This window comes from Rufibacter immobilis (genome assembly GCF_003721565.1).
GTDB lineage: Bacteria > Bacteroidota > Bacteroidia > Cytophagales > Hymenobacteraceae > Nibribacter > Nibribacter immobilis.
Map to the genome: position 1 here is coordinate 1,503,222 of NZ_RJJE01000017.1, position 20,236 is coordinate 1,523,457.

General features: G+C 51.5%; 13 protein-coding genes. 5 read left to right on the forward strand and 8 right to left on the reverse strand.

The window, feature by feature from the left end:
- Positions 1-17: 17 nt before the first annotated feature.
- Together EFA69_RS19285 and tyrS are read left to right on the forward strand one after the other, a co-directional pair.
- Positions 18-1,325 carry a hypothetical protein gene (locus EFA69_RS19285; protein ID WP_148041423.1) on the forward strand — a complete coding sequence of 436 codons (1,308 nt, stop codon included), beginning with the start codon at positions 18-20 and terminating at the stop codon, positions 1,323-1,325.
- A gap of 326 nt (positions 1,326-1,651) precedes the next feature.
- Positions 1,652-2,878 carry a tyrosine--tRNA ligase gene (gene tyrS, locus EFA69_RS19290; RefSeq protein ID WP_123134683.1) on the forward strand — a complete coding sequence of 409 codons (1,227 nt, stop codon included), beginning with the start codon at positions 1,652-1,654 and terminating at the stop codon, positions 2,876-2,878.
- 68 nt (positions 2,879-2,946) lie between these two features.
- Here the strand turns inward: tyrS and EFA69_RS19295 are convergent, their stop codons facing one another.
- The gene (locus tag EFA69_RS19295) at positions 2,947-4,404 is read right to left on the reverse strand and encodes a potassium/proton antiporter (RefSeq protein ID WP_123134684.1); all 1,458 of its coding nucleotides are present in this window, start codon (positions 4,402-4,404) and stop codon (positions 2,947-2,949) included.
- A 331-nt stretch (positions 4,405-4,735) separates the two neighbouring features.
- Here EFA69_RS19295 and EFA69_RS19300 point away from each other — a divergent pair, with 331 nt between their 5' ends.
- The gene (locus tag EFA69_RS19300) at positions 4,736-5,131 is read left to right on the forward strand and encodes a hypothetical protein (RefSeq protein WP_123134685.1); all 396 of its coding nucleotides are present in this window, start codon (positions 4,736-4,738) and stop codon (positions 5,129-5,131) included.
- Between the two features lie 350 nt (positions 5,132-5,481).
- On the opposite strand, the gene ccoS is transcribed toward EFA69_RS19300, so the two are convergent.
- Together ccoS and EFA69_RS19310 are read right to left on the reverse strand one after the other, a co-directional pair.
- The gene (gene ccoS / locus EFA69_RS19305) at positions 5,482-5,652 is read right to left on the reverse strand and encodes a cbb3-type cytochrome oxidase assembly protein CcoS (protein WP_123134686.1); all 171 of its coding nucleotides are present in this window, start codon (positions 5,650-5,652) and stop codon (positions 5,482-5,484) included.
- A gap of 7 nt (positions 5,653-5,659) precedes the next feature.
- A complete protein-coding gene (locus EFA69_RS19310) occupies positions 5,660-8,128 on the reverse strand; it encodes a heavy metal translocating P-type ATPase (protein WP_245964638.1) in 2,469 nt (822 codons plus the stop codon).
- Between the two features lie 149 nt (positions 8,129-8,277).
- On the opposite strand from EFA69_RS19310, the gene EFA69_RS19315 reads away from it, so the two are divergent.
- Positions 8,278-8,751, forward strand: a complete 474-nt coding sequence (locus EFA69_RS19315; RefSeq protein ID WP_183906872.1) for a hypothetical protein — start codon at positions 8,278-8,280, stop codon at positions 8,749-8,751.
- Between the two features lie 17 nt (positions 8,752-8,768).
- On the opposite strand, the gene EFA69_RS19320 is transcribed toward EFA69_RS19315, so the two are convergent.
- Together EFA69_RS19320 and EFA69_RS19325 are read right to left on the reverse strand one after the other, a co-directional pair.
- Complete coding sequence (locus tag EFA69_RS19320) at positions 8,769-9,854, reverse strand: FUSC family protein (protein ID WP_123134688.1); 1,086 nt, start codon at positions 9,852-9,854, stop codon at positions 8,769-8,771.
- Positions 9,855-9,953: 99 nt separating this feature from the next.
- Positions 9,954-10,604 (reverse strand): hypothetical protein, encoded by a 651-nt coding sequence (locus EFA69_RS19325; protein WP_148041424.1) that lies wholly within the window; start codon positions 10,602-10,604, stop codon positions 9,954-9,956.
- Between the two features lie 242 nt (positions 10,605-10,846).
- On the opposite strand from EFA69_RS19325, the gene EFA69_RS19330 reads away from it, so the two are divergent.
- The gene (locus tag EFA69_RS19330) at positions 10,847-11,776 is read left to right on the forward strand and encodes an alpha/beta hydrolase (RefSeq protein ID WP_123134690.1); all 930 of its coding nucleotides are present in this window, start codon (positions 10,847-10,849) and stop codon (positions 11,774-11,776) included.
- A gap of 109 nt (positions 11,777-11,885) precedes the next feature.
- Here the strand turns inward: EFA69_RS19330 and EFA69_RS19335 are convergent, their stop codons facing one another.
- From EFA69_RS19335 to EFA69_RS19345, 3 genes are all read right to left on the reverse strand, one after another.
- Positions 11,886-14,855 carry a PAS domain-containing sensor histidine kinase gene (locus EFA69_RS19335; protein WP_183906873.1) on the reverse strand — a complete coding sequence of 990 codons (2,970 nt, stop codon included), beginning with the start codon at positions 14,853-14,855 and terminating at the stop codon, positions 11,886-11,888.
- A 771-nt stretch (positions 14,856-15,626) separates the two neighbouring features.
- Complete coding sequence (locus tag EFA69_RS19340; protein ID WP_123134924.1) at positions 15,627-16,934, reverse strand: amidohydrolase family protein; 1,308 nt, start codon at positions 16,932-16,934, stop codon at positions 15,627-15,629.
- Between the two features lie 57 nt (positions 16,935-16,991).
- Positions 16,992-20,045, reverse strand: coding sequence for an amidohydrolase family protein (locus EFA69_RS19345; RefSeq protein WP_123134692.1), 3,054 nt, complete (start codon positions 20,043-20,045; stop codon positions 16,992-16,994).
- Positions 20,046-20,236: the final 191 nt, after the last annotated feature.

Below are 20,236 nucleotides of genomic sequence, written 5' to 3' on the forward strand. Positions count from 1 at the left end.
TTAAATTTAAACTAAATATGAAAAAACTATACTTTTTAGTGCTATTGGTTATTACGCAACGTGCAATTGCCCAGAATCCAGGCACCACCCGCCAAGGTAAAACCCAAGAAATTACTGTGGTGGCAGTAGGTGATAGTACTACCAAATCGATCACACTGGAGGAGGAGATTAAAAAATCTGTAGTCCCGGGCAAAAGTTACCTACTCAAGGTAACACAAGTTAATTCGGCCCATACCTCCCTGAAAGTAACGGCCAAATCAAAAGAGATTTATACTCCTTTGCCGGAGGTCCTGAAAACAGTATTACCAGGAATTTCAGGAAGTATTTCAGGAGTTAAGTTTGTTGATACTACTAACGTTTCAGATGAACAAGTCTTTTTTGACATTAACAATCAAAAATTAGAGAAACTGAATCTGATAAAGAAAGAAGCAGAAAAATTGCATACACTCACCCTCTTTTCACCTGCCCCTGACAAGGCAAAAAGTGCATACACCGAAATAGCCAAGAAGTATAACCTTTTCAATGAAGATAGTTTGGCTGTCGCGGTTACCGCAGATATACACTTTCTGCTTGCTTTGAAAGAAATGGCTGATAAATTTTACGGGGAAGAACCCTCTTTGGAAGCTCAAACGGTTTCTATCTATTCCCAAATTACCGCCATCGGCAACGAGCTTAAAAAGAACGACTATCAGATGTTCTTTGACTACATCAGAAGATCCAGAACAGCGAAAGACTTTGTTACCTCTAAGAATTTTACTGCCAGCAAAGATCTGGTAGAGCTGGATATTGTTTTGGTAGACACATTCACCAAAGACACCCTTGCCAAAGAAACCCGCACCCTTTATACCAAAAGCAAGGGCGTGTTTGACAAGAGATCATACGGACTCAGTTTTTCAACCGGGTTTGTTTATTCAGAAATGTTATCAGATCAGCCGTATTTTTTGAGGGCTCGGCCAGATGAAAATATGGCAGTATTACCAGATAAGCAAGTTATAGGAGATATCTCCATTGGGGGCCTCGCACATTTATACTACAAGGTATCTCCCTTCACCAGAATAGGTCCCTCGGTTGGGCTCTCGGTTTCTCCCTTTGACGGTAAAAGCCGCTACCTGATGGGTGGCTCTTTATTACTTGGCCGGGAAAAGATGCTAGGTGTTGCCGTGGGAAGAGCTTGGGCAAAAGTGAAAGAACTTTCTGCTGCTGTGCGTACAGATTCCCAAGGCCGGTACTTGCCCAAAGGAACCACTACTATCCCCACAGTGGACAGAATTGACAACAAATGGTTTGTTGCGTTGACCTACAATCTTTTTTCCACCAGAAAGTGACCAAGACAGCATTATACTCAGGTAACCTTTCCTATTTAGAGGCTCATTTTGAAAAAACAGCCTCTAAACGGAAATTTGTAATCCTTCTCTCATTACCTTACTTTTGCACAAAATCAAAAACAGATGACGCTTCACCAGCTTACCTTTTATAAGTACTCTGCTTTTTCTACCTATTGCAAAATAGCCGTAGCCTGGGAGTATTATGCTTGATTTGGAATAAGAACACCTTTTCATACAGAAGCCCAGGTTCCAGGACCTGGGCTTCTTTGTTTATACCCCATCTGGTCCTGTGCTTCCCCGTCTTTCACCATTTAAAAAGTAAGCACATGCACACAGAAGATTCAATTGCGCTTCTAAGAGAAAACGTAGAGATTTTCCTGCCCTACCAGGCGTTGGAAGAGAAACTGGCCTTGGTCAGACAAGAGAACAGGCCGCTCAGAATCAAACTGGGTTTTGACCCCACGGCCCCAGACCTGCACCTGGGCCACGCGGTGGTTTTGAAGAAACTAAAGCAGTTTCAGGAGTTAGGGCACACCGTTGTCATCATCATCGGGGATTTTACGGCCCGCATTGGCGATCCTACGGGTAAGAACAAATCACGCCCGCCCCTGAGTGCCCCTCAGGTCCTGGAAAATGCCCAGACCTACGTGAAACAGCTTTCCAAGATCCTGGACGTGGAGAAATGCCAAATCAGGTACAACTCTGAATGGCTGGGAGCCATGGACATGACCGAAACCATCAGGCTTCTGTCACAGGTCACCTTGGCCCAGATCCTGCAGCGCACAGATTTTAGTAACCGCTTCCAGAACAACATGCCCATATCCATGCACGAGCTGGTGTACCCGCTGCTGCAAGGTTTTGACTCCCTCCAGATTCATGCTGATCTAGAAATGGGCGGCACCGATCAGTTGTTCAACTGTTCCATGGGAAGGCAGTTGCAAGAAAGCCAGGGCGCGCCGGGGCAGGCGGTACTGTGTATGCCCCTGCTCAAAGGCATTGACGGTTCGGCTAAGATGAGCAAGTCTGAAGGAAATATTATAGGACTCACAGATGCCCCACAGGAGATGTTCGGGAAAATCATGTCCATCCCAGATGCGCTCCTGCCCGAGTACCTGCACCTGGTCACCGATTTCACGCCATCGGAAAAGCAGGCGTTACTGGCCAAACTGGAACAAGGCGAAAACCCGATGAACCTCAAGAAACGCATTGGCACCAATATAGTGACACAGTACCACTCGGCAGAAGCCGCGGCGGGCGCGCAGGAGTTCTTCCAGAAGCAGGTTCAAAGCAAAGGCTTTACTGAGAAGGAGTTCACTACTGTGGGGTTGGCGTCCCTGCCGCTGGATACTGCGCAGCCGCTCCGTTTGCTGGATCTTTGCAAAGCCCTTAAACCCCAGGAAAGCAATTCAAACCTGAAAAGACTGATTGAGGCAGGCAGCGTTTTGGTGAACGGAGACAAAATCCTTAATGCCCAAAGTCTAGTGCAAGTGGAGAATACTACCCTTAAAATCAGAATTGGCAAGCGAGGCTTCTTTGAAGTGGTACCGCAGTGATCTTTCTTTCTGCAACTGCGTTTAGGGGCCGTTTTCCGAAAAACAGCCCCTAAACGCAGTTCTGTTTCTTACTGAAGCGTTTCGCGCACGCGCACCAGTTCCTGTTCGTTTTCAACCATGACCATGAGCTTGTCATCTGGTTGCAGTATCGTGGAGCCGTTGGGGGTCACGAAGGAGCCGCCCCGGTCAATGAGCACAATGAGGGCGGTTTTGGGCAGCCCCAGCTCCACAATAGGTTTGCCAATGGCCCGCCAGTTCTGGCCCATCTCCAGCTCCACCAGAGAATTCTTGGAAGCATACCCCCTCTCGGCCCCCAGGGCCAAGGTCTTCAAAGAGGTATCTTCTTCGCTCAGATGGAGCCAATCGGCGACTACTTTGAGGGTGGTGCCTTGCAGCATCACGGAGGTAAGCACAATAAAGAAAACGATGTTGAAGATCATGCCGGCTTTGTCTACCCCAGCCAGCAGCGGGTACATGGCAAACACAATGGGCACTGCCCCGCGCAGCCCCACCCAGGACACGTACAACTTGTCGCGCACCGAGGTCTTGAAGAACGACATACCCAGAAAAACACTGATGGGCCGCGCCACGAAGATGAGGAACAGCGAAATGAGGAGCCCCGCCCCCAGCACCGGCACAATGTGCGACGGAAACACCAGCAGCCCCAGCGTGAGGAACATCACAATCTGCATAAGCCAGGCCAGGCCGTCATAGAACCGCGTAAGGCTGCCCTTGTGCAGGAAATTACTGTTGCCCAGCAGCACCGCCGAGATATACACCGCCAGAAAACCGTTGCCGTTGATGAGGTTGGTGAACGAGAACGTGAACAGCAGCATGGCCAGCGTTAACGCAGGATAAAGCCCCTCCTGCTGCAATTTAATCCTGTTAATGACCCAGCCCATGATGCGGCCCATGGCAAAACCCGCCGCCGCGCCAATACTCATTTGCAGAAAGAACATGGGCACCAGTTGCCAGATGCTGGCCCCCTGGTTGGTGAGCAGAAACGTGAAACTGACCGTCAGGAAATACGCCATAGGGTCGTTACTGCCAGATTCCAGCTCCAGCGTTGGCCCCAGGTTGTTTTTGAGCCCGATTCTACTGGACCGTAGGATGGAGAACACCGCCGCGGCATCAGTGGAAGACACAATGGCCCCCAGCAGCAGTCCCTCCAGCAGCGTAAAGTCCATGACGTACGTGGCAAAAAGTCCCACCAGCATGGCCGTGATGAAAACGCCTAAGGTAGACAGCGCGATGCCGCGCCACAGAATGGGTTTGGTGGTTTCCCAGCGCGTGTCAAGACCGCCGGAGAAAAGGATGATGGTGAGGGCAATGGTGCCCAATGACTGCGCCGACCGGAAGTCATCAAAGTAAATACCGCCAATTCCCTCAGAGCCCGCCAGCATACCCACGCCCAGAAACAGGGCCAGGGCCGGAATCCCGAATCGCCCCAGGTTTTTGCTGATCAGGATGCTCAGGAAGAGCAGCAGGGAGGCTCCCAGCAGTAATTCTTCAATGGTAAAGGTCATAAGCGGCGGAGTGCGTGTGCTTCTCTTTACGGCTCATTCGGCGGGCCGTTTGTCTCAGGCACCAGGGTTCTCAGAAAGATTCCCTTCCCATCCTGCACCGCCTTCCTCGCCTAGAAAAATCTCTTCGGGTCACATTGCCAGAGGTTGCTGAAAGAATGTTTTAGCAACAACTTCTATCCTGCGGCAATTATAGTATTAAAGAAAGTGTTAATCGTATTATTCCAAGGAACTGGTTAGAACTTTCTGAACCGTTGCAATAGATATTGGAAGTAGATTCGATCAACTCTTCATTAAATATTTAAATACAAATGCAATTAGATAAATTACGCCCATGAAAAAGCAAGAAGAGTCAGTCCTGCATTATGCTGTTACCACTAGTAAGAAGTTAGCAAGAACAAAAATTGTTTGGTTGTACTTACTAGTTGCAGTTGCCGCTTTTTATCTGAACTATAACAAAGAGGGCTTACTCAGAGCTTTGCAATATTCACTAATGATGGGCGGGTTGTTTTACTTCGTATATTTCTTCTATGAACTAATTCATTTTATAAAGGTCAACACGACTCCTAGATCTAAAATTATATTTCATGGCATACTATTTTTTCTACTTGTTATTAGCTCTATGTATTTGCTAGCATGGACCCAACTTGCAGAAATGATAGTATATAGTTTAGGAGCCGCATCAATATGGCACGTGATACTTTGGATCAAAGAAAAACGCAAGAAATAATCATGGCATCATCTATGATTGTTCAAGTAACAATGCACCTATTTGTCCAAGACCTGTTATCGAGTGCTTATCCTATTATCAATAATTCAAAACACAGCTTTTAATCCTTATGAAAAACGGTGTTGCGCTGAAACGCCACTATTATCATCTGGTAAATTTGTAGTGACGTTACACCGTAGCGTCGCACGCATATTGCCTCAGGTTTGCGGACAAGTGGATAGCATTAACAGGTATGACCTTTTCTTACCTAAACAGGTGCACAGTAAGTTTAACCCCTTTCCAGATTAATCAACCACATCTATCGGTTTGCGTTTAGGGGCTGTTTTTGGAAAAACGGCCCCTAAACGCCATTACCGTTTCCCTCTTTCTTGAGCGGAAGAGGTTTCCTCTTCAAAGAGAATCCGTACGGATGGGGTGTAGTCATCGTCATACTGCCCAGAGCGCACGGCCCACACAAAGGACCCCAGAAACAAAATGGCGACGGTTAAACTGATGGCTATTAACAGATAGATGATGGTCATGATGGGGTTATTTTTTGGGTTGCAACAGCCCCATGCGCATGGCCACGTACCGCACGCCCAGCACAGAGCAAAGAATCACACTTAAAGAACTGATGGGCATGAGAATGGCAGACACCACCGGTGTAAACAAACCGGTCACCGCCATAGAAAGCCCAATAATGTTGTACACGAAAGACACCATGAACGAGCCCAGAATCACGTTGAGCGCCCGGCGGGAGAACCGCAGAAAATGCGCCAACTGCGTGAAAGATCCGGCATCCAGAATGGCATCACAGCCCGGCGAGAAACCATTTACAGAATTAGTCACTGAGATGCCTGCATCACTCATCTGCAAGGCTCCCGCGTCATTTAAGCCATCGCCTACCATGATCACTTTGTGGCCCTCGGCTTTCAGTTGCTCAATATAGGCCAGCTTATCGCCCGGCGACTGGTGGAACCGCAGCGTAGCTCCTGCCCCGAAAATGCGTTGCAGATTTTCCCGTTCCGCGTCGTTGTCGCCGGAGAGCACGGCCAGTTTTTTGCCCTGGCTTTGCAGTTCCTGCACCAACTGAGGCAAGCCCTCGCGGTAATGGTTGGAGAACGTGAACACGCCTCCCTGGTCTTCGCCCAGCTGTACGTACACCCGCGTAGCCAGCCCAGTAGCCAGTTTTGCCTGTTGTCCGCCCCCGGCGTACGACCTTGAACCCACTTTCACCAGCACTCCGTCTACTACGCCCTGCACACCCTCGCCAGAAATCTCCTGGTATTGGCTCACCGCTTTAACGGGAGCTTTCAGGAACTGGTACAATCCCTGGCTCAATGGGTGGGTGGAGTGTTGCAAAACGGCGCGTAAACGGCTTTCGTCCTCTGTACTGAGCGCATCTCCCTGGTAGGTGATGTCGGTTTGGGTGCTCTCAGTGAGGGTGCCGGTCTTGTCAAAGACAATGGTATCGGCTTTGGCCAGGGTCTCGGCCACGTCGCCGTTTTTGAGGTAGAATTTCTGCCCCCCGAAGATGCGCAGCGCGTTAGAAAGCGTAAATGGCGCACTCAAAGACAAGGCACACGGGCAGGCAATCACCAGCACCGAGGTGAAGGCTTTGATAGCCATGTCCACATCACGGGGCACCCAGTACACCAGCGCGCCAGCCGCGATGAGCAAGGTCACGGTAATGAAGTAACCACCCACTTTGTCGGCGTAAGTACCCACCCCAAAATAGCTTTTCTCTTTCCGGAACACGTCATTGTTCCAGAGCTGCGTGAGGTAACTCTGCGACACGTCTTTGATCACCTCCAGCTCAATACTCTCGCCCACTTGCCGTCCCCCAGCATAGATAATCTCGCCCGCCACTTTAGGCACCGGCGCCGATTCGCCCGACACGAAGCTGTAGTCAATAAACGCGGATCCGCGCAGCAGAATGGCATCGGCGGGTACCAGTTCCTGGTTTCTGATCCTGATGCGCTTGCCCGGTGTGAGTTCTTTCACGGCGGTTACCTTCTCCTCGCCTTTCTCCAGCACGGTCACCGAAATAGGAAAATACGCTTTATAGTCTCGGTCGAAGGCCAGGGCGTCATAGGTGGTTTTCTGCACGTATTTGCCAATGAGCATGAAAAATACCAGTCCGGTGAAGGAATCCAGGTAACCGGGGCCGCTGCCCATGAAAATATCATACAAGCTCACGCAGAACAAGGAGGCCAAGCCTAAGCTGATGGGCGTGTCCAGGTTGATGTGCCGCTGCTTCAACGACTGCCAGGCAGATTCAAAGAACCCGCGGGCGCTGTACAGCAACACCGGCAGGGCCAGCGCAATGCTCACCCAGCCGAAGAAAGACCCGAACTGCTGTTTCACCTCCTCGCCAAACGCAAAGTACTCCGGAAAGCTCAGCAACATGGTATTCCCGAAGCAGAAGCCCGCCAAACCCAGCTTAAGGTTAATCCCGAAGTCCCGCTTCTGTTTCTTTCCAGACAAGGTGGAGAGGTTCAGCATGGGGCCGTAGCCAATTTTGTGCAGCAGCGTGACTATGTTGCTCAGCTTGGTCTTCTGCGGATTGTAAGACACAGAAACCTCCTTGCGCGGAAAATTCACCCGCGACTCCACCACGCCCTGGTCCAGCTTAAACAGGTTTTCCAGGAGCCAGATACAGGAACTGCAGTGCATGTTGGGGATCTGGAACAGCACCTTGTGCAGGGTGTCGCTCTGGAACGTGAGCAGTTGGTTCAGTGTGGCGGCTTCGTCTAGGTACACAAACTGGTTGGCCTGCACGTCCTCAGTTGCAACGGTTACGCCCGGTTTCTCGCCGGCTTCCAGGTTATAATAAGTACAGAGATTATTGGCGTACAACAGCTCATACACGGCCTGGCAGCCCGTGCAGCAGAACGCTTTCTCTTCGGTATAAATAGGTTCGCTTTTGCACTCGTCACCGCAGTGGTAACAGTGTTCTTTTTCTTCAACAAGGGTAGTGGCAGATTCCCGCATGGCCTTTATATCTGATTCAAACACAAAGGTAAATGCCCCGCCCCCGGCAGAGGATGATGGTGGTCACCCCGTCACATGACCTATCTCATTGATAGGCTATGTGACGGTACGGATTTTTGCGGAGCCTACCGCCCTTTCTCCGGACGGACAGGTTCAACGTAGCTATTACTGGTATGAGATCTTCTTTTTTAACCCAGGTGGTACTTTTCTCGCTGCTCCTGTGGGCGGGAATGGTGATAGGCATTTCCTTTCTGGAGGCCCCGGTCAAATTCACCGCCCCGCAGGTCACACTAGCCATTGGTTTAGGCATTGGCCGCCTGGTTTTCGGATTCCTGAACAAGTTTGAGCTGGTCTTTTGCAGCCTGGTGCTGATAGGTCTGTTCTACAACCGGGCGTCCTTCAACATCTTGCTGCCCGCCCTGCTGCTGGCCCTGGTCATGGTGTTGCAGACGCTCTGGCTTTTACCGGCCCTGGACGTGCGGGCGCTGCAGATCATTGCCGGACAAGTGCCGCCGCCCTCTAACCTGCACCACATTTACGTAGGCATGGAAGTATTCAAGCTCGGGTTATTGCTGGGCACGGCATCAGCAGTGTACAAAAAGTTGAGCCTGCCCACGGCGCTCCAACCCGCTGAAACGTACTCCTGAGGCCGCCGCGCCCAAACCTATGCTTCCACCGACTTGTGTTCTACCGCCAGGTTCTGCGGCTGGGTTTCTGAAACAATACGCCCCAGATCTGTGAGAATGCTGCCAATGTCTCTGAGGGTGGGCAGGGAACTGATGCTGTGCAGGTTTTGCAGGCACTTGGTTTGCTCTTCCCGAGCCTGGGCGAGGGCTTCCGTTAGCCGGGCTACTTTCTCCGCAGAGGCATTCACAGAGGCTTCTCCGTAGGCCGCAATACAATTGGCCGTAGCTTCCATGGCCCGTTTCAGCTGTTGCCGATACGTTATTTCGGGCAGAGATTCCTGCATCTGGATATCGGCTAGGCTTCTTCTGATGCCCCTAATCTGAATGGTGACGCTTTCCAGCTGAAAGATGCTGTTAGACAATTGCCCCAGCCTGATGCGCTTAGAAGTAAGTAAGAGGTTGTACTTGAGGCTTTGCTCGGCCAGGCTCAGCACCTTCCTGCATTCCTGCGCTTCTTTGATGAGCGCATCCACCTCTGAGCGTCCCGTTTTGCGGTTGGGACCCAGATCATCCAGGAACTTCGCCAATTTAGTAAGAGTAACCGCCGACAGGGCGCTGTAGGTCAGGATGCTCCGCTCCACGTCTGGCACCGCGTTCTGCGGAACAATGAGGGCATTGATCACCACGGCGATGGTGGAACCCAGCACGGTTTCAATGATGCGTTCAAACGCGTAGCCCTCCCGGGTTTGCCCAAAGGCCAGCACCAGCAAAGAACTGATGGCTACCTGTGAAATGATCTGGGGGTTCATGCGGAGGGCTTTGGAGATGCCCATGCCAATCAGGATGATGAAGAAGATGGACACCGCCCCTATCTGAAACCAATGCCCCAGCAACATACTCACCAGCACTCCGCCAATGATGCCTACAATGCGTTGCGTGGCCTTGTCCACAGAATCTGCCACCGTAACCTGCACCGTGATGATAGCGGCCACCGCAGCAAAATAAGGATATTCAGAATGCAGCAGGCTGGTAGCCACAAACCAAGCCAGGGCCGCCGCAAACGCAGTTTTGGCAATCTGTAGGGTAAGCCCGAGCTTGTTCAGTAGTGTTGTAATTCTCTCCACAGACTTCTCTTACTTCTTCCGGAGCCCTTAGGTTAAGATGCCTACCCCGGCAAGGCAAGGAAGCAGGGATGAATTGAGGACTTGTAAGTCAATCATGCGCTACCTCTGCCGGCGGTAACCAAACCCCAACAGCGTGTGCAGCGCCACGTTGGGTACCGTTACAGACCCGCCTCCCGCCAGTGGCATTCTGGCCCAGGCCGCCGTGAGTTTGGCCTCCGGCCGAAAGAACCAGTGGTCGGCCACTCCCAGCTTAGGCCCTACCGCCGCCTGCAGGCAAAACCCCGCAATGTGATAGCCTCCACCCAATAGACTTTTTACCGGATTGATGGGTTTGCCTCTTACCCGTCCCTCCGGATGCCCAATCACCAGTCCCAATCCCACCCTAAACACCCCAGGGGTCCCCGCCAAAGGCACTGCCCTACTGAGCATGACCAGGTTATACCCATGCGACACCTCAAAATGCTCAACTTCCGGCGTAGGGTTTTGCAGATAAACTTTGTGATGCACCAACTCGGCACTCCAGTTGCCATAGCCCAGGCGGTAAGCGTAATACGGGGCTCCGGTCCAGGGCCGGGTGCGGTAGCGCGCCTTTAACCGGATGCGGGCTTCTCCTGGCTGTACAATTTTCAGGGGCATGGGCAGACTCCAGGAAGTGCCCGCAAACACTTCGGCGGTCAGTTCCTGTCCATGGGCAGGCAGGCTACCCCACAGGAATAGCAGCACCCAGCATTTGTACCTTCTCAGCCCCATGTTCATTTCCCATTAAGAACAAACTGTTAACGGTATGGCCTAAAATGAGTTAGCTTTTTGAAGAAGACACAGAAAGAATAAATCCTCTTTGCGTTTAGGGGCTGTTTTTCCAAAAACAGCCCCTAAACGCCCGTTATATCAATCCTATGGGGAATGGCCTTTCTGCTAAACCAAGCGCCACCCGTGCCGTTAGTTAAACCCTGGGGGCGCAAATCTACCCTTATGGTTTAATTGGCAAACACATGAAGAAAAATATCCCTATTGCAGCGGCGGGTGCCGCATCACTGCTCCTGCTCTTGGGCGTGGCGTACGGAGTTGCAAGGAAAAGAACAGATTATGTAAAGGGCTACATCCGGCGGAAAGTGGAGAAAGGAACCTTTAAAATCAAGAACTTCCCAGACCCGCCTAAGAGCCTGCGAAACAAGCACACCTTTGAGAAACTGGATGCCAGCCACGTGAACGGCTACTGGATTGACCGGGAAAAGGCCCCTAATGGGGTGTTGGTATACCTGCACGGCGGCGGCTATCTGTTTGGTCCGGTGGAACTCCAGTGGAAGTACATTGCCCGCCTGAGCCGCCACACTGGCAAAGCCGCCATTGTGGTAGATTACCGGATGGCCCCGGAGCACCCGTTCCCCGCCGGACTGGAAGATGTGGTTACCCTCCTGACCACCCTGCGCTCCACCGGCCAGTTACCGGACAACTATGTGCTACTAGGCGACAGCGCCGGGGGCGGATTGGCCGTCTCTACTGCCTATCGCCTGAAAGAAATGAACCAGCCGCTCCCTAAAAAGCTGTTGCTCCTTTCACCGTGGCTAGATATTACGTTGACCAATCCGGCTTCTGCGTTTACGGCGCCTAAAGACATTATTCTGGGTTTTGACTCAGTGCGGAAGGCGGCGAAGAAATACATGCAGCACCACGACCCGCGCAACCCGCTCATTTCGCCGGTCTTTGGCGATGTCACGGGTTTGCCGCCCACCCTCCTTCAGATCGGCACCGCCGAAATTTTCTTATGGGACAGCCGCAGCTTTGTGCAGAAACTGGCCAATGCCGGCGTGCCGGTTCAGTTTGAGGAGTACGAGGATATGTTCCATGTCTTCCCTCTGGTGCCGTTCCTGCCACAGAGTAAGAAAGCCCTGCAAGCGCAGGTGGCGTTTTTGCACAGTTAGGTTAGGCTTCCGCATCATTTGCGCAAAATGCGTTTAGGGGCTGTTTTTCTAAAAACAGCCCCTAAACGCATTTTGCTTCTACTGCCCCACCCTGGTGCAGTAACAACCATTACCGGAAGTTCTTGATCCAGACCTTGAAAGTGGAGCCTTCGTTCAGGGCGCTTTCCACAGTCACGTAGCCTCCCAGCGCCTCGGCTTGGGTTCTCACCAGATACAGCCCCAGCCCTCGGCCCGAAACGTGGAAATGGAACCGTTTGTACAGCCCAAACATGTTTTTGCCTTCTTTTTCCAGGTTGATCCCCAACCCGTTGTCTGATACGGCCAGGCAAAGCATTTCCTTCTCTGGGTGCAGCTCAGCGGTAATGGCCAGGTGCAGCGGTCGGTCCGGGGACTTGTATTTGACGGCATTGGTGAGCAGGTTATTGATGATGCTGCTCACGTAACTCTTAATAGAGCCAATCTCCTTCACACCGTTCAGGTTCACGGTAAGCTTCTCAAAGCTTTCAGCGGGCAGCACCTGCAAGGCCTGCTCTATGACTTTGGGCAGCTGAAACTTTTCGGCTTCCTCCGTGATTCCGGCTTGCAGGCTCAGCATCTCGTTCAGGTCCCTGATGATCTGGTCCAGATTCTGCGCCGTTAGTTTTAGCCGTGAGACAAGGCCTTCCTGCAACTCTGGTTTGTCTGAAGTACCCAACAGGGAGGTAAGCCCCAGAATATTAGCTACCGGCGACCGGAGGTTATGGGACACGATATAGGTGAATTGCTCCAGGTTCCGGTTACGGGTCAGGAGTTCTTCGGTGAGTTTTTCCCGCACCTCCTCGGCCTTCTTCTCCTCCGTGATGATGGTCTCTATGACGATGTGCTTTTTCTGCCCGTTCTGTTCGTCCCAAAACGGCGTAACATCCAATCTAGACCAGTAGACATCGCCGGTTTTGCTCCGGCACTGCACCTCCTGCACGAAAGGATCATCACCGGCAAAATTTTGGATTAAAAGAGGAACCACCTCTGCGGTAGTTTCTGGGTTTGGAAGCAACTCAATGGGTCTCTGTCCTTTTATTTCTTCTAAAGAGTACCCCGTGATGCGCATGAAACCATCGTTCACCCACTCTACTCGCCCTTCCTGGTCTATGATGCAGACAGAATTAACTGTTTTGCTGGCTACTAAAGAGAGCTTCTTCAGTTCTGCCTCCGCATTTTTGCGAGAGTTAATTTCGCGCATGAAGATAGAAAGGCCTTCTTCAGAGGGGTACACGCTTACATCCAGCCACAGGTTATCTGCCGCCGAGAACTCTTCAAAATGAACGGGGCAGCCCGTCTCCAGCCCTTTTTGGCTGTACGCATAGAAGGTGGCATACTGTTTCTCACTGTACACGTCCCGCACATCTACCCCCAAGATATCTTCTTTGCGCACGCCCATGATGTTTTCAAACACCTGGTTCACATAGGTAAAGCGCAAGTTGGTATCTACGGTGAAAAAAGCATCTTTTATGCTTTCCAGAATGTTATTCATGCGCTTGGAAGATGCCTCTAACTGCATCTGCTGCTCTTTGGCCTGCGTAATGTCTTTCACAATGCCGTGCACCCCCACTACCTGGCCGTCAATTACAATGGGCATCTCAGTGAAGGTGTAGTACATGATGCGGTCTGGGAGAACCAAACTAGATTCTCTGGTAACCGGTTCCCCGCGCAGCACCTTCTGGAACTCCAGCTCATCCTGTTCCAGTGACTCCGGCGTAGACAGTATCCTGAAGTTGAGTTTCTTGGCCTCCTCCAAGGATACTTGCAACAGCCCCAGCCCCGCCTGGTTCACAGAAACGAAATTACCATCCAGATCCAGGGAGTAAACCGGATTGGGATTGTAATGAAACAGCGCCTTATAGCGTTGCTCGCTTTCCCGCAGCAATATCTCCTGCTGTACCCTATCGGTAATGTCACGGCTGTTCACCACAATACCCTTTATAGTAGGAATGTCCAGGCAGTTGGTGATATATGATTCAACCCAGCGCCAATGCCCCTGCGCGTCTTTGAACCTAAATGGCTTTGTGTTCACTTCTTTGGCAGAGAGCACCTGTTCAAAACACTCCCTCACCGCGGGGATATCCTCTGGATGCACAAAGTCAAAGGCGTTTCGGATGAGGAAATCAGAGGCAGGCACGCCAAGAATACGCTCTGTATTGGCGCTGGCGAAAATATAGCCCCCATCCGGAGAAAGAATCGCGATCATGTCAGTGCCCTGCAGCAACAGAGCCTGTAACCTTTGCTCACTCTCCAGTTGGTATTTCTCCTGTTCCAGCACCTGTGAGATTTCGCGCCCAATGCAGTACGTGCGGTTTACCTCTGCTGAATACGCTGAGACCCAGGACAGATGTACCACAGACCCGTTTTTATGGATATACCGGTTCCGGAAGTGAGTAGTCAGCAGTTTTTCCTGCACCAAATCTGTGTGATCTTCGGTGCCCAGGAGGTCTTCTGGGTGAATGAATTCACGGTAGTTTCTGCCCAACATTTCCTCCGGGGTGTACCCCAGAATCGCAATTGACGCTTTGTTAATGTGCAGCAGCGTACCGTCTAGCCGGAACGAGGTGATCAGGTCAGCGGAGTAATCCAGCACTCGCTGAAGGTCGTGTAAATTATCTTGTAGGGTTAACTTTTGATGTTGGATCTGCCGTTGGGCGGCAAAGTAGGAACGCTGGTCCCGCACGTGCACGCTCACCAGTTCCTGACCACTTGGCGCGGCAAAAAGCCTTGAACTCACCTCTACCGGAATCTTAGTCCCATCTTGGTGCACCATGTTCAATTCCCTTCTGGAGTACCCGCTCTGTTCCCGCTCCTGAATGACCAATTGCCATCTGGGATCTTCCTGGTCCCGCAGCGCTTCCCTTCCCAATTGCAGCAAGCTCTCTTTGTCTCTGCCCACCAATTGGCACATAGCTTCATTCACGTACAGGATCTCTCCCTCAGGAGTGAGCAGCAGGATAGGTTCCGGACTGTTTTCTACCAAGGCACTCATGATGCCCATATCCACCTCTACCCCCTTTCCTTTTGGCGCAACCACCCCTTCCACACCTATCTTAATCATATCCATTATTTTATACTCAAGTATGTACTTGCTGTATGAGGGGCTTCAGCAAACATGACCTTGCTACTTACTATTATACAAAATTACAAATTAAGCAGCTACTATTTCGGCTTTCCATTGCAATTTGACAGAATATATAAAATTACCCAGAAAGCTCTAATTATAGCTTTAAATGATTACAAGAGGTAACCACCTAAAACTCCTCCGTTTATTGTCAAAGGTTCCTCAACTAGAACATAACAACCAAACTCAGCGCCAGTTCAATTAAGTTTGAGTAAAATAAACAGCTTAGATGTTCTTTATTCTGTTTCCTTTCTTCATCTTCAGATATTCTTTTTCTTACAGTACGGTAATGTTTTACCAAAAACCAGTTAGAAAAATTGCTACCATAACCACGATCAAGTCTCAAGGTTCTGATTGCAAAATACAATAGTAACTAACCCGCCTCCCTTGCTTGCTTCCACTCTCCTAATAACCGCCAACATCTTCATATGTTACTAAATTTGATACTCCTGATCTTTTCTACCGCTAGTTTGACCGTCAACAAGGCTTACTTTAACCATGGTGTTTAGGGGCTCTTTTTCGGAAAAACGCCCTAAAACATCATTTTAGTAAACAACATGTACAGTGCAACCGTGTTGCTTTCCACAAGAGAGCCAACGCACATGAGCCATAGCGTTTAGCGGCTCCTTTTCCAGAAATAGGCCCTAAACGCAGAAGAGCCACCTGTCTCCAGATGGCTCTTCTACGTGAAGCGAATATGCCTACAGATTACTGCACCTGCTTGCCTTCCTGATTGTATTTGGTGTCAAACTTCTCATACAAATACTTCTGCTTGTCGGTGAGGTTGAGTTTGCGGCCCTGGATGAACGCATAGCTGATTTTATTTGTGCGCATATCCAGAATGTCTCCCTCAGAAACCACCAGACTGGCATCTTTGCCTACCTCTACTGAACCCACCTGCTGGTCAACGCCCAGAATTTTAGCGGCATTCAACGTCACCGAAGAAAGCGCCTGCTCCTTAGGCAACCCGAAGGCAACGGCCGTACCGGCAATAAAAGGTAGGTTCCGGGAGCCGTGCAGGCTGGCGTCATAATCCAGGCAGAACAGAAGGCCGGCTTTCTGTAACATACCCGGCATCTTGTAAGGCAAATACACATCGTCTCCAGAGCGGGCAGGCAAGGCATGTACCCCTGAATAGATCACCGGAATGTTGTTCTCCTTCAGGAAATCAGCGACCACCAAGGCATCTGCGGCGCCTACTATCACCATGTCTTTGATGCCTGCTTTCTGGGCGAAACGCGCTGCCTCCACAATCTCTTTCCCGTAATTGGCATGGATGAACAGCTTTTTGGAGCCGTCAAACAAGCCGGTCAGGGAAGACAGCTTCAGGTTCTCGCGGTCGTTTTTCTGGTTCTTGTACACCTTGGCCTCAGCCAGCAGCGACTCCAGTTCCTGCAAATCAGCTTCCCGTGCCTGTCGGCGCTGCGTGGCCTGCGGAGAAGCGTCGCCGGTCTGTACCATGGCGGGCCAACGCAGATGAACTCCACCATCGGCTTTCACCAAGGCGTCTTCCCAGTTCCAGGCATCCAGCTGTACCACCGACGAGGAACCAGAGATGGTGCCTCCCACCGGTGTTACCTGCGCCATCAATACCCCGTTGGAACGCAAGGTGGGCGTAATGTCTGAATCTGTGTTATAGGCCACCACAGAACGCACATTAGGGTTAAAATCCCCTACTTCCTGCTGGTCAAGGGTAGCTCTCACAGATTCTATCTCCGTTAAACCAAGCTGGCTGTTGGGCAAGATCATGCCCGGGTAAATGTGCTTGCCGTTCACATTCACGGTTTCATAGGCCGTGCCTCCGGCATTGAAACCAGCGGCCGGACCTGCGTACGTGATCTTGCCGTTGTTGAACGCCACGGCGGCGCCTTCCACTACCTGTCCGTTGCCCACGTGCAGGGTGGCACCCGTGAGCAAGGTGGCTTTGGCCTGTTTAACGGCAGGGGCCGGAACTTGCGCCCAGGCCGCGGTGGTGCTTACAAACAAAGCGGCTGCCAGAATGAAACGATGTTGCATGGTTTTACCGGTAGAGGTTCTCCTTGTTTTCTTTAGCTGTAACATGGTATGACCTCCTTATTTTTGATGATACTCAGATTCCAGATAATTCTCTTCGGTGCCGGTCTCCACGTCTTCGCAGTGCAGCACCTGCTGGCCAAACCTCCGGGAAGGCGCATACGTCTGCGTTTTCTCCCCACGGGCTTTGGCGGCCAGCATTTTATTTATAAGACGGAGGCGTTCTTTTTCCTGCTCTTCCTGCAGTTTCTGGTCTTGCTCCACGTCAAAGTAAGCAATACCGTCTACAAACGTTTTCTCTGGGCGGGCATAGATGGAAAGCGGATTTTCGTTCCAGATCACCACGTCTGCGTCTTTACCGGCTTTCAGGCTGCCCACACGGTCTTCCAGGTGCAGGAGTTTGGCAGGATTCAGGGTAACCATTTTGAGGGCATCTTCTTCAGAAACACCGCCATATTTCATGGTTTTAGCGGCTTCCTGGTTCAGGCGGCGGGCCATTTCTGCGTCATCTGAGTTGATGGCCGTGGTTACGCCCACGTTATGCAGAATAGCCGCATTGTACGGAATAGCATCTTTCACTTCCATTTTATAGGCCCACCAATCAGAGAAGGTAGAGGCACCAATGTTACGGGCTTTCATCTTATCGGCTACTTTGTAGCCTTCCAGAATGTGCGTGAAGGTGTTCACTCTGAAATCCATCTGGTCGGCCACCTTCATGAGCATGTTGATCTCAGACTGCACGTAGGAGTGGCAGGTGATGAAGCGTTTGTCGTTCAGGATTTCCACCAGGGTCTCCAGTTCCAGGTCGCGGCGCGGGGCTGGGGTTTTGGCTTTCGCTGATTTGGAGAGCTTGTTGTAGCTGATCCAGGCCTTTTGGTAATCTTTGGCTCGTTGGAACGCATCTACCATCACTTGCTCCACGCCCATCCGGGTCTGCGGGAAACGCACGTTGTACTGCGGGCTGCGGTTAGAGTGCTTCACGTTCTCGCCAAGGGCGAATTTGATGAACGGATCTGCCCCTTCAAACATCAGCTTCTCAGGTGCCTGTCCCCAACGCAATTTGATGATCGCCGACTGCCCCCCGATTGGGTTAGCTGAGCCGTGCAATAACTGTGAAGTGGTCACGCCACCGGCCAACTGACGGTAGATGTTCACTTGCTCATGGTTCACCACATCGGCCATCCGTACTTCGGCGGTGACAGCCTGGGTGCCTTCGTTCACGCCATCTAAGGCAATATGCGAGTGTTCGTCAATAATGCCTGGCGTCACGTGTTTGCCGGTACCGTCAATCACCTGGGCGCCACTGGCCGAGAGATTTTTGCCTACCTGCGCAATCTTGCCGTTTTTCAGGAGTACATCGGCGTTTTGCAGTTTGCCTTCTTTCTCATTGGTCCAGACGGTGGCATTTCTGATAAGAACGGCTTCCGCTTTGGGCAACTCGGTTCTCCCGAAGGCTGCAAACGGATACATCAGTTGCCCCAGGCCCAAAGCCTCATTGGAGCGGGAACGGGCGGTGTCGCGTTTGGCTTGCTGGGTGGCAGCCTCAGAAAGTAGCGCGGTCCATTTCACGGTCTGGGCATCGGGTAACTGGGCCTCGCCCTGAAAACCTTTCCCCGAATACCAGCCCGTTAACCGGATGCTTTCTTTTCCGCCCTTCGCCGGAGCGAAAGCCATGGTCAATAATTCACCACTCAAAGACAGGGAACCTTTGATGGTGTCTGTGGCTACTACTTTTAGTTCTGGTTTCTCTGGGGTACCCGTAATGAGCATGCGGCGCTCCGGCTGCGAACCTACTTTCAGGGTGTACACGCCCCGGAAATCTGCGGGGGTTTCACTGATTTTGTAACCCCGGCCCTGCACCCAGTTTTCCAGCAGCACGGTGGTGGCATCAAAGAGATTACCTGAGGCTACCACAAAGTTGGCCTGCATGCCCTCGCGCAGGCTGCCCACATATTTATCGGCTTTCAGGAGTTGGGCGGGTGTGTAGGTCAATGCTTTAAGCGCGTCTTTTTCAGACAAACCGTACAAAGTAGCCTTACGCAGGTTGGGGAGGAATTTGCTTTTATCCTTGAGGTCTGCGGTGGTGAAGGCAATGGTTACCCCTTCTTTGGCAAGCAAAGCGGGGTTGGCCGGAGCCATTTCCCAATGTTTCATTTCCTCAATGCCAATGCGGCGGGCATCATACGGGTCTTCCACGTTGTAGGCGTCCGGGAAGTTGACATTCAAGATATACGCCCCTTTGGTAGCCTTGATCTGCGGCAGCATCTGGTACTCATCGCCCTGGCCCTTGAAGATGTACTGGTACCCGAACTCATCGCCTACTTTGTCGGCGCGCACGGCGTTCAATTTGTTGCTGACCTCAAAAATCTGGGGCAGGCGGTTGGCTTCGGTAAAGGCTTTGAGGGAGATGTTCTGCTCTTTGTCCTGGTTCTTGGCGTTCCACTGCGCATCTAAGTACGTCTGGCGGAGCAGCGCAATTGAACCCATGAGGGAGTTAGGGTATTCCTGGGTAGAAGAGCCTTTGTCTAATGACAGGGCGGCGGCTGCTTTGTCCAGCAGGATCACCTGGTTTTCGCGTTTGTCGGCGAGGGCGATGAGCGAGGCCGTACCGCGGGCAATCCCGTCTGGGTTAACGGCCAGCACCGCGCCAAATCCCTGCTTACGCAGTTCTGCGGCCGCTTTGGCATCTACTTTGAACAGCTCTACGGCATTGGTCTCCGGCTTAATGGCCTGGTTCCAGTTGTAGGCACCTTCCTTTTTAGACTCGGCCTGCGGCGGACTGTTGAATGAGCGTGTGCGTTCTGGCAAGGCTGGCATGCCGTAACTGGTGAACGGGTCCACGAAGCCCGGATAAACGGTTTTGCCTTTCAGATCGGTGACCATGGCACCTTGCGGAACGGAAACCTTGGTGCCTACGGCCACTACTTTTCCGTCTTTGATCACGAGGGTGGCGTTCTCCAGTTTGGTCTGGTAATCGACAAAAATGGTGGCATTGGTGAAGGCGCGCAGCCCGGTGCGTTCATCGTACACCCCATTGCGCGGAAACGTCTCCTGTGCCCGCACGTGCAACGACAACGCCGCCACCGCCAACACGGAGAGAAATGTTTTTTTCATGGATGTTTGTTTGTAAGATTGGTTTGCTTGTGGAAGGGAAAATACGTTAAATGTGACGCTTCACAAAATTAAACTCGCAATAATGGCCGTAGAAGAAGATATTTCTTTTAACAAATCCCGTTACTTGTTATCCTTCTGCCAACAAAAAAGCCTGCCGAGGGGCGGGCTTTTTTGTTGGCAGAAGCGCAAAT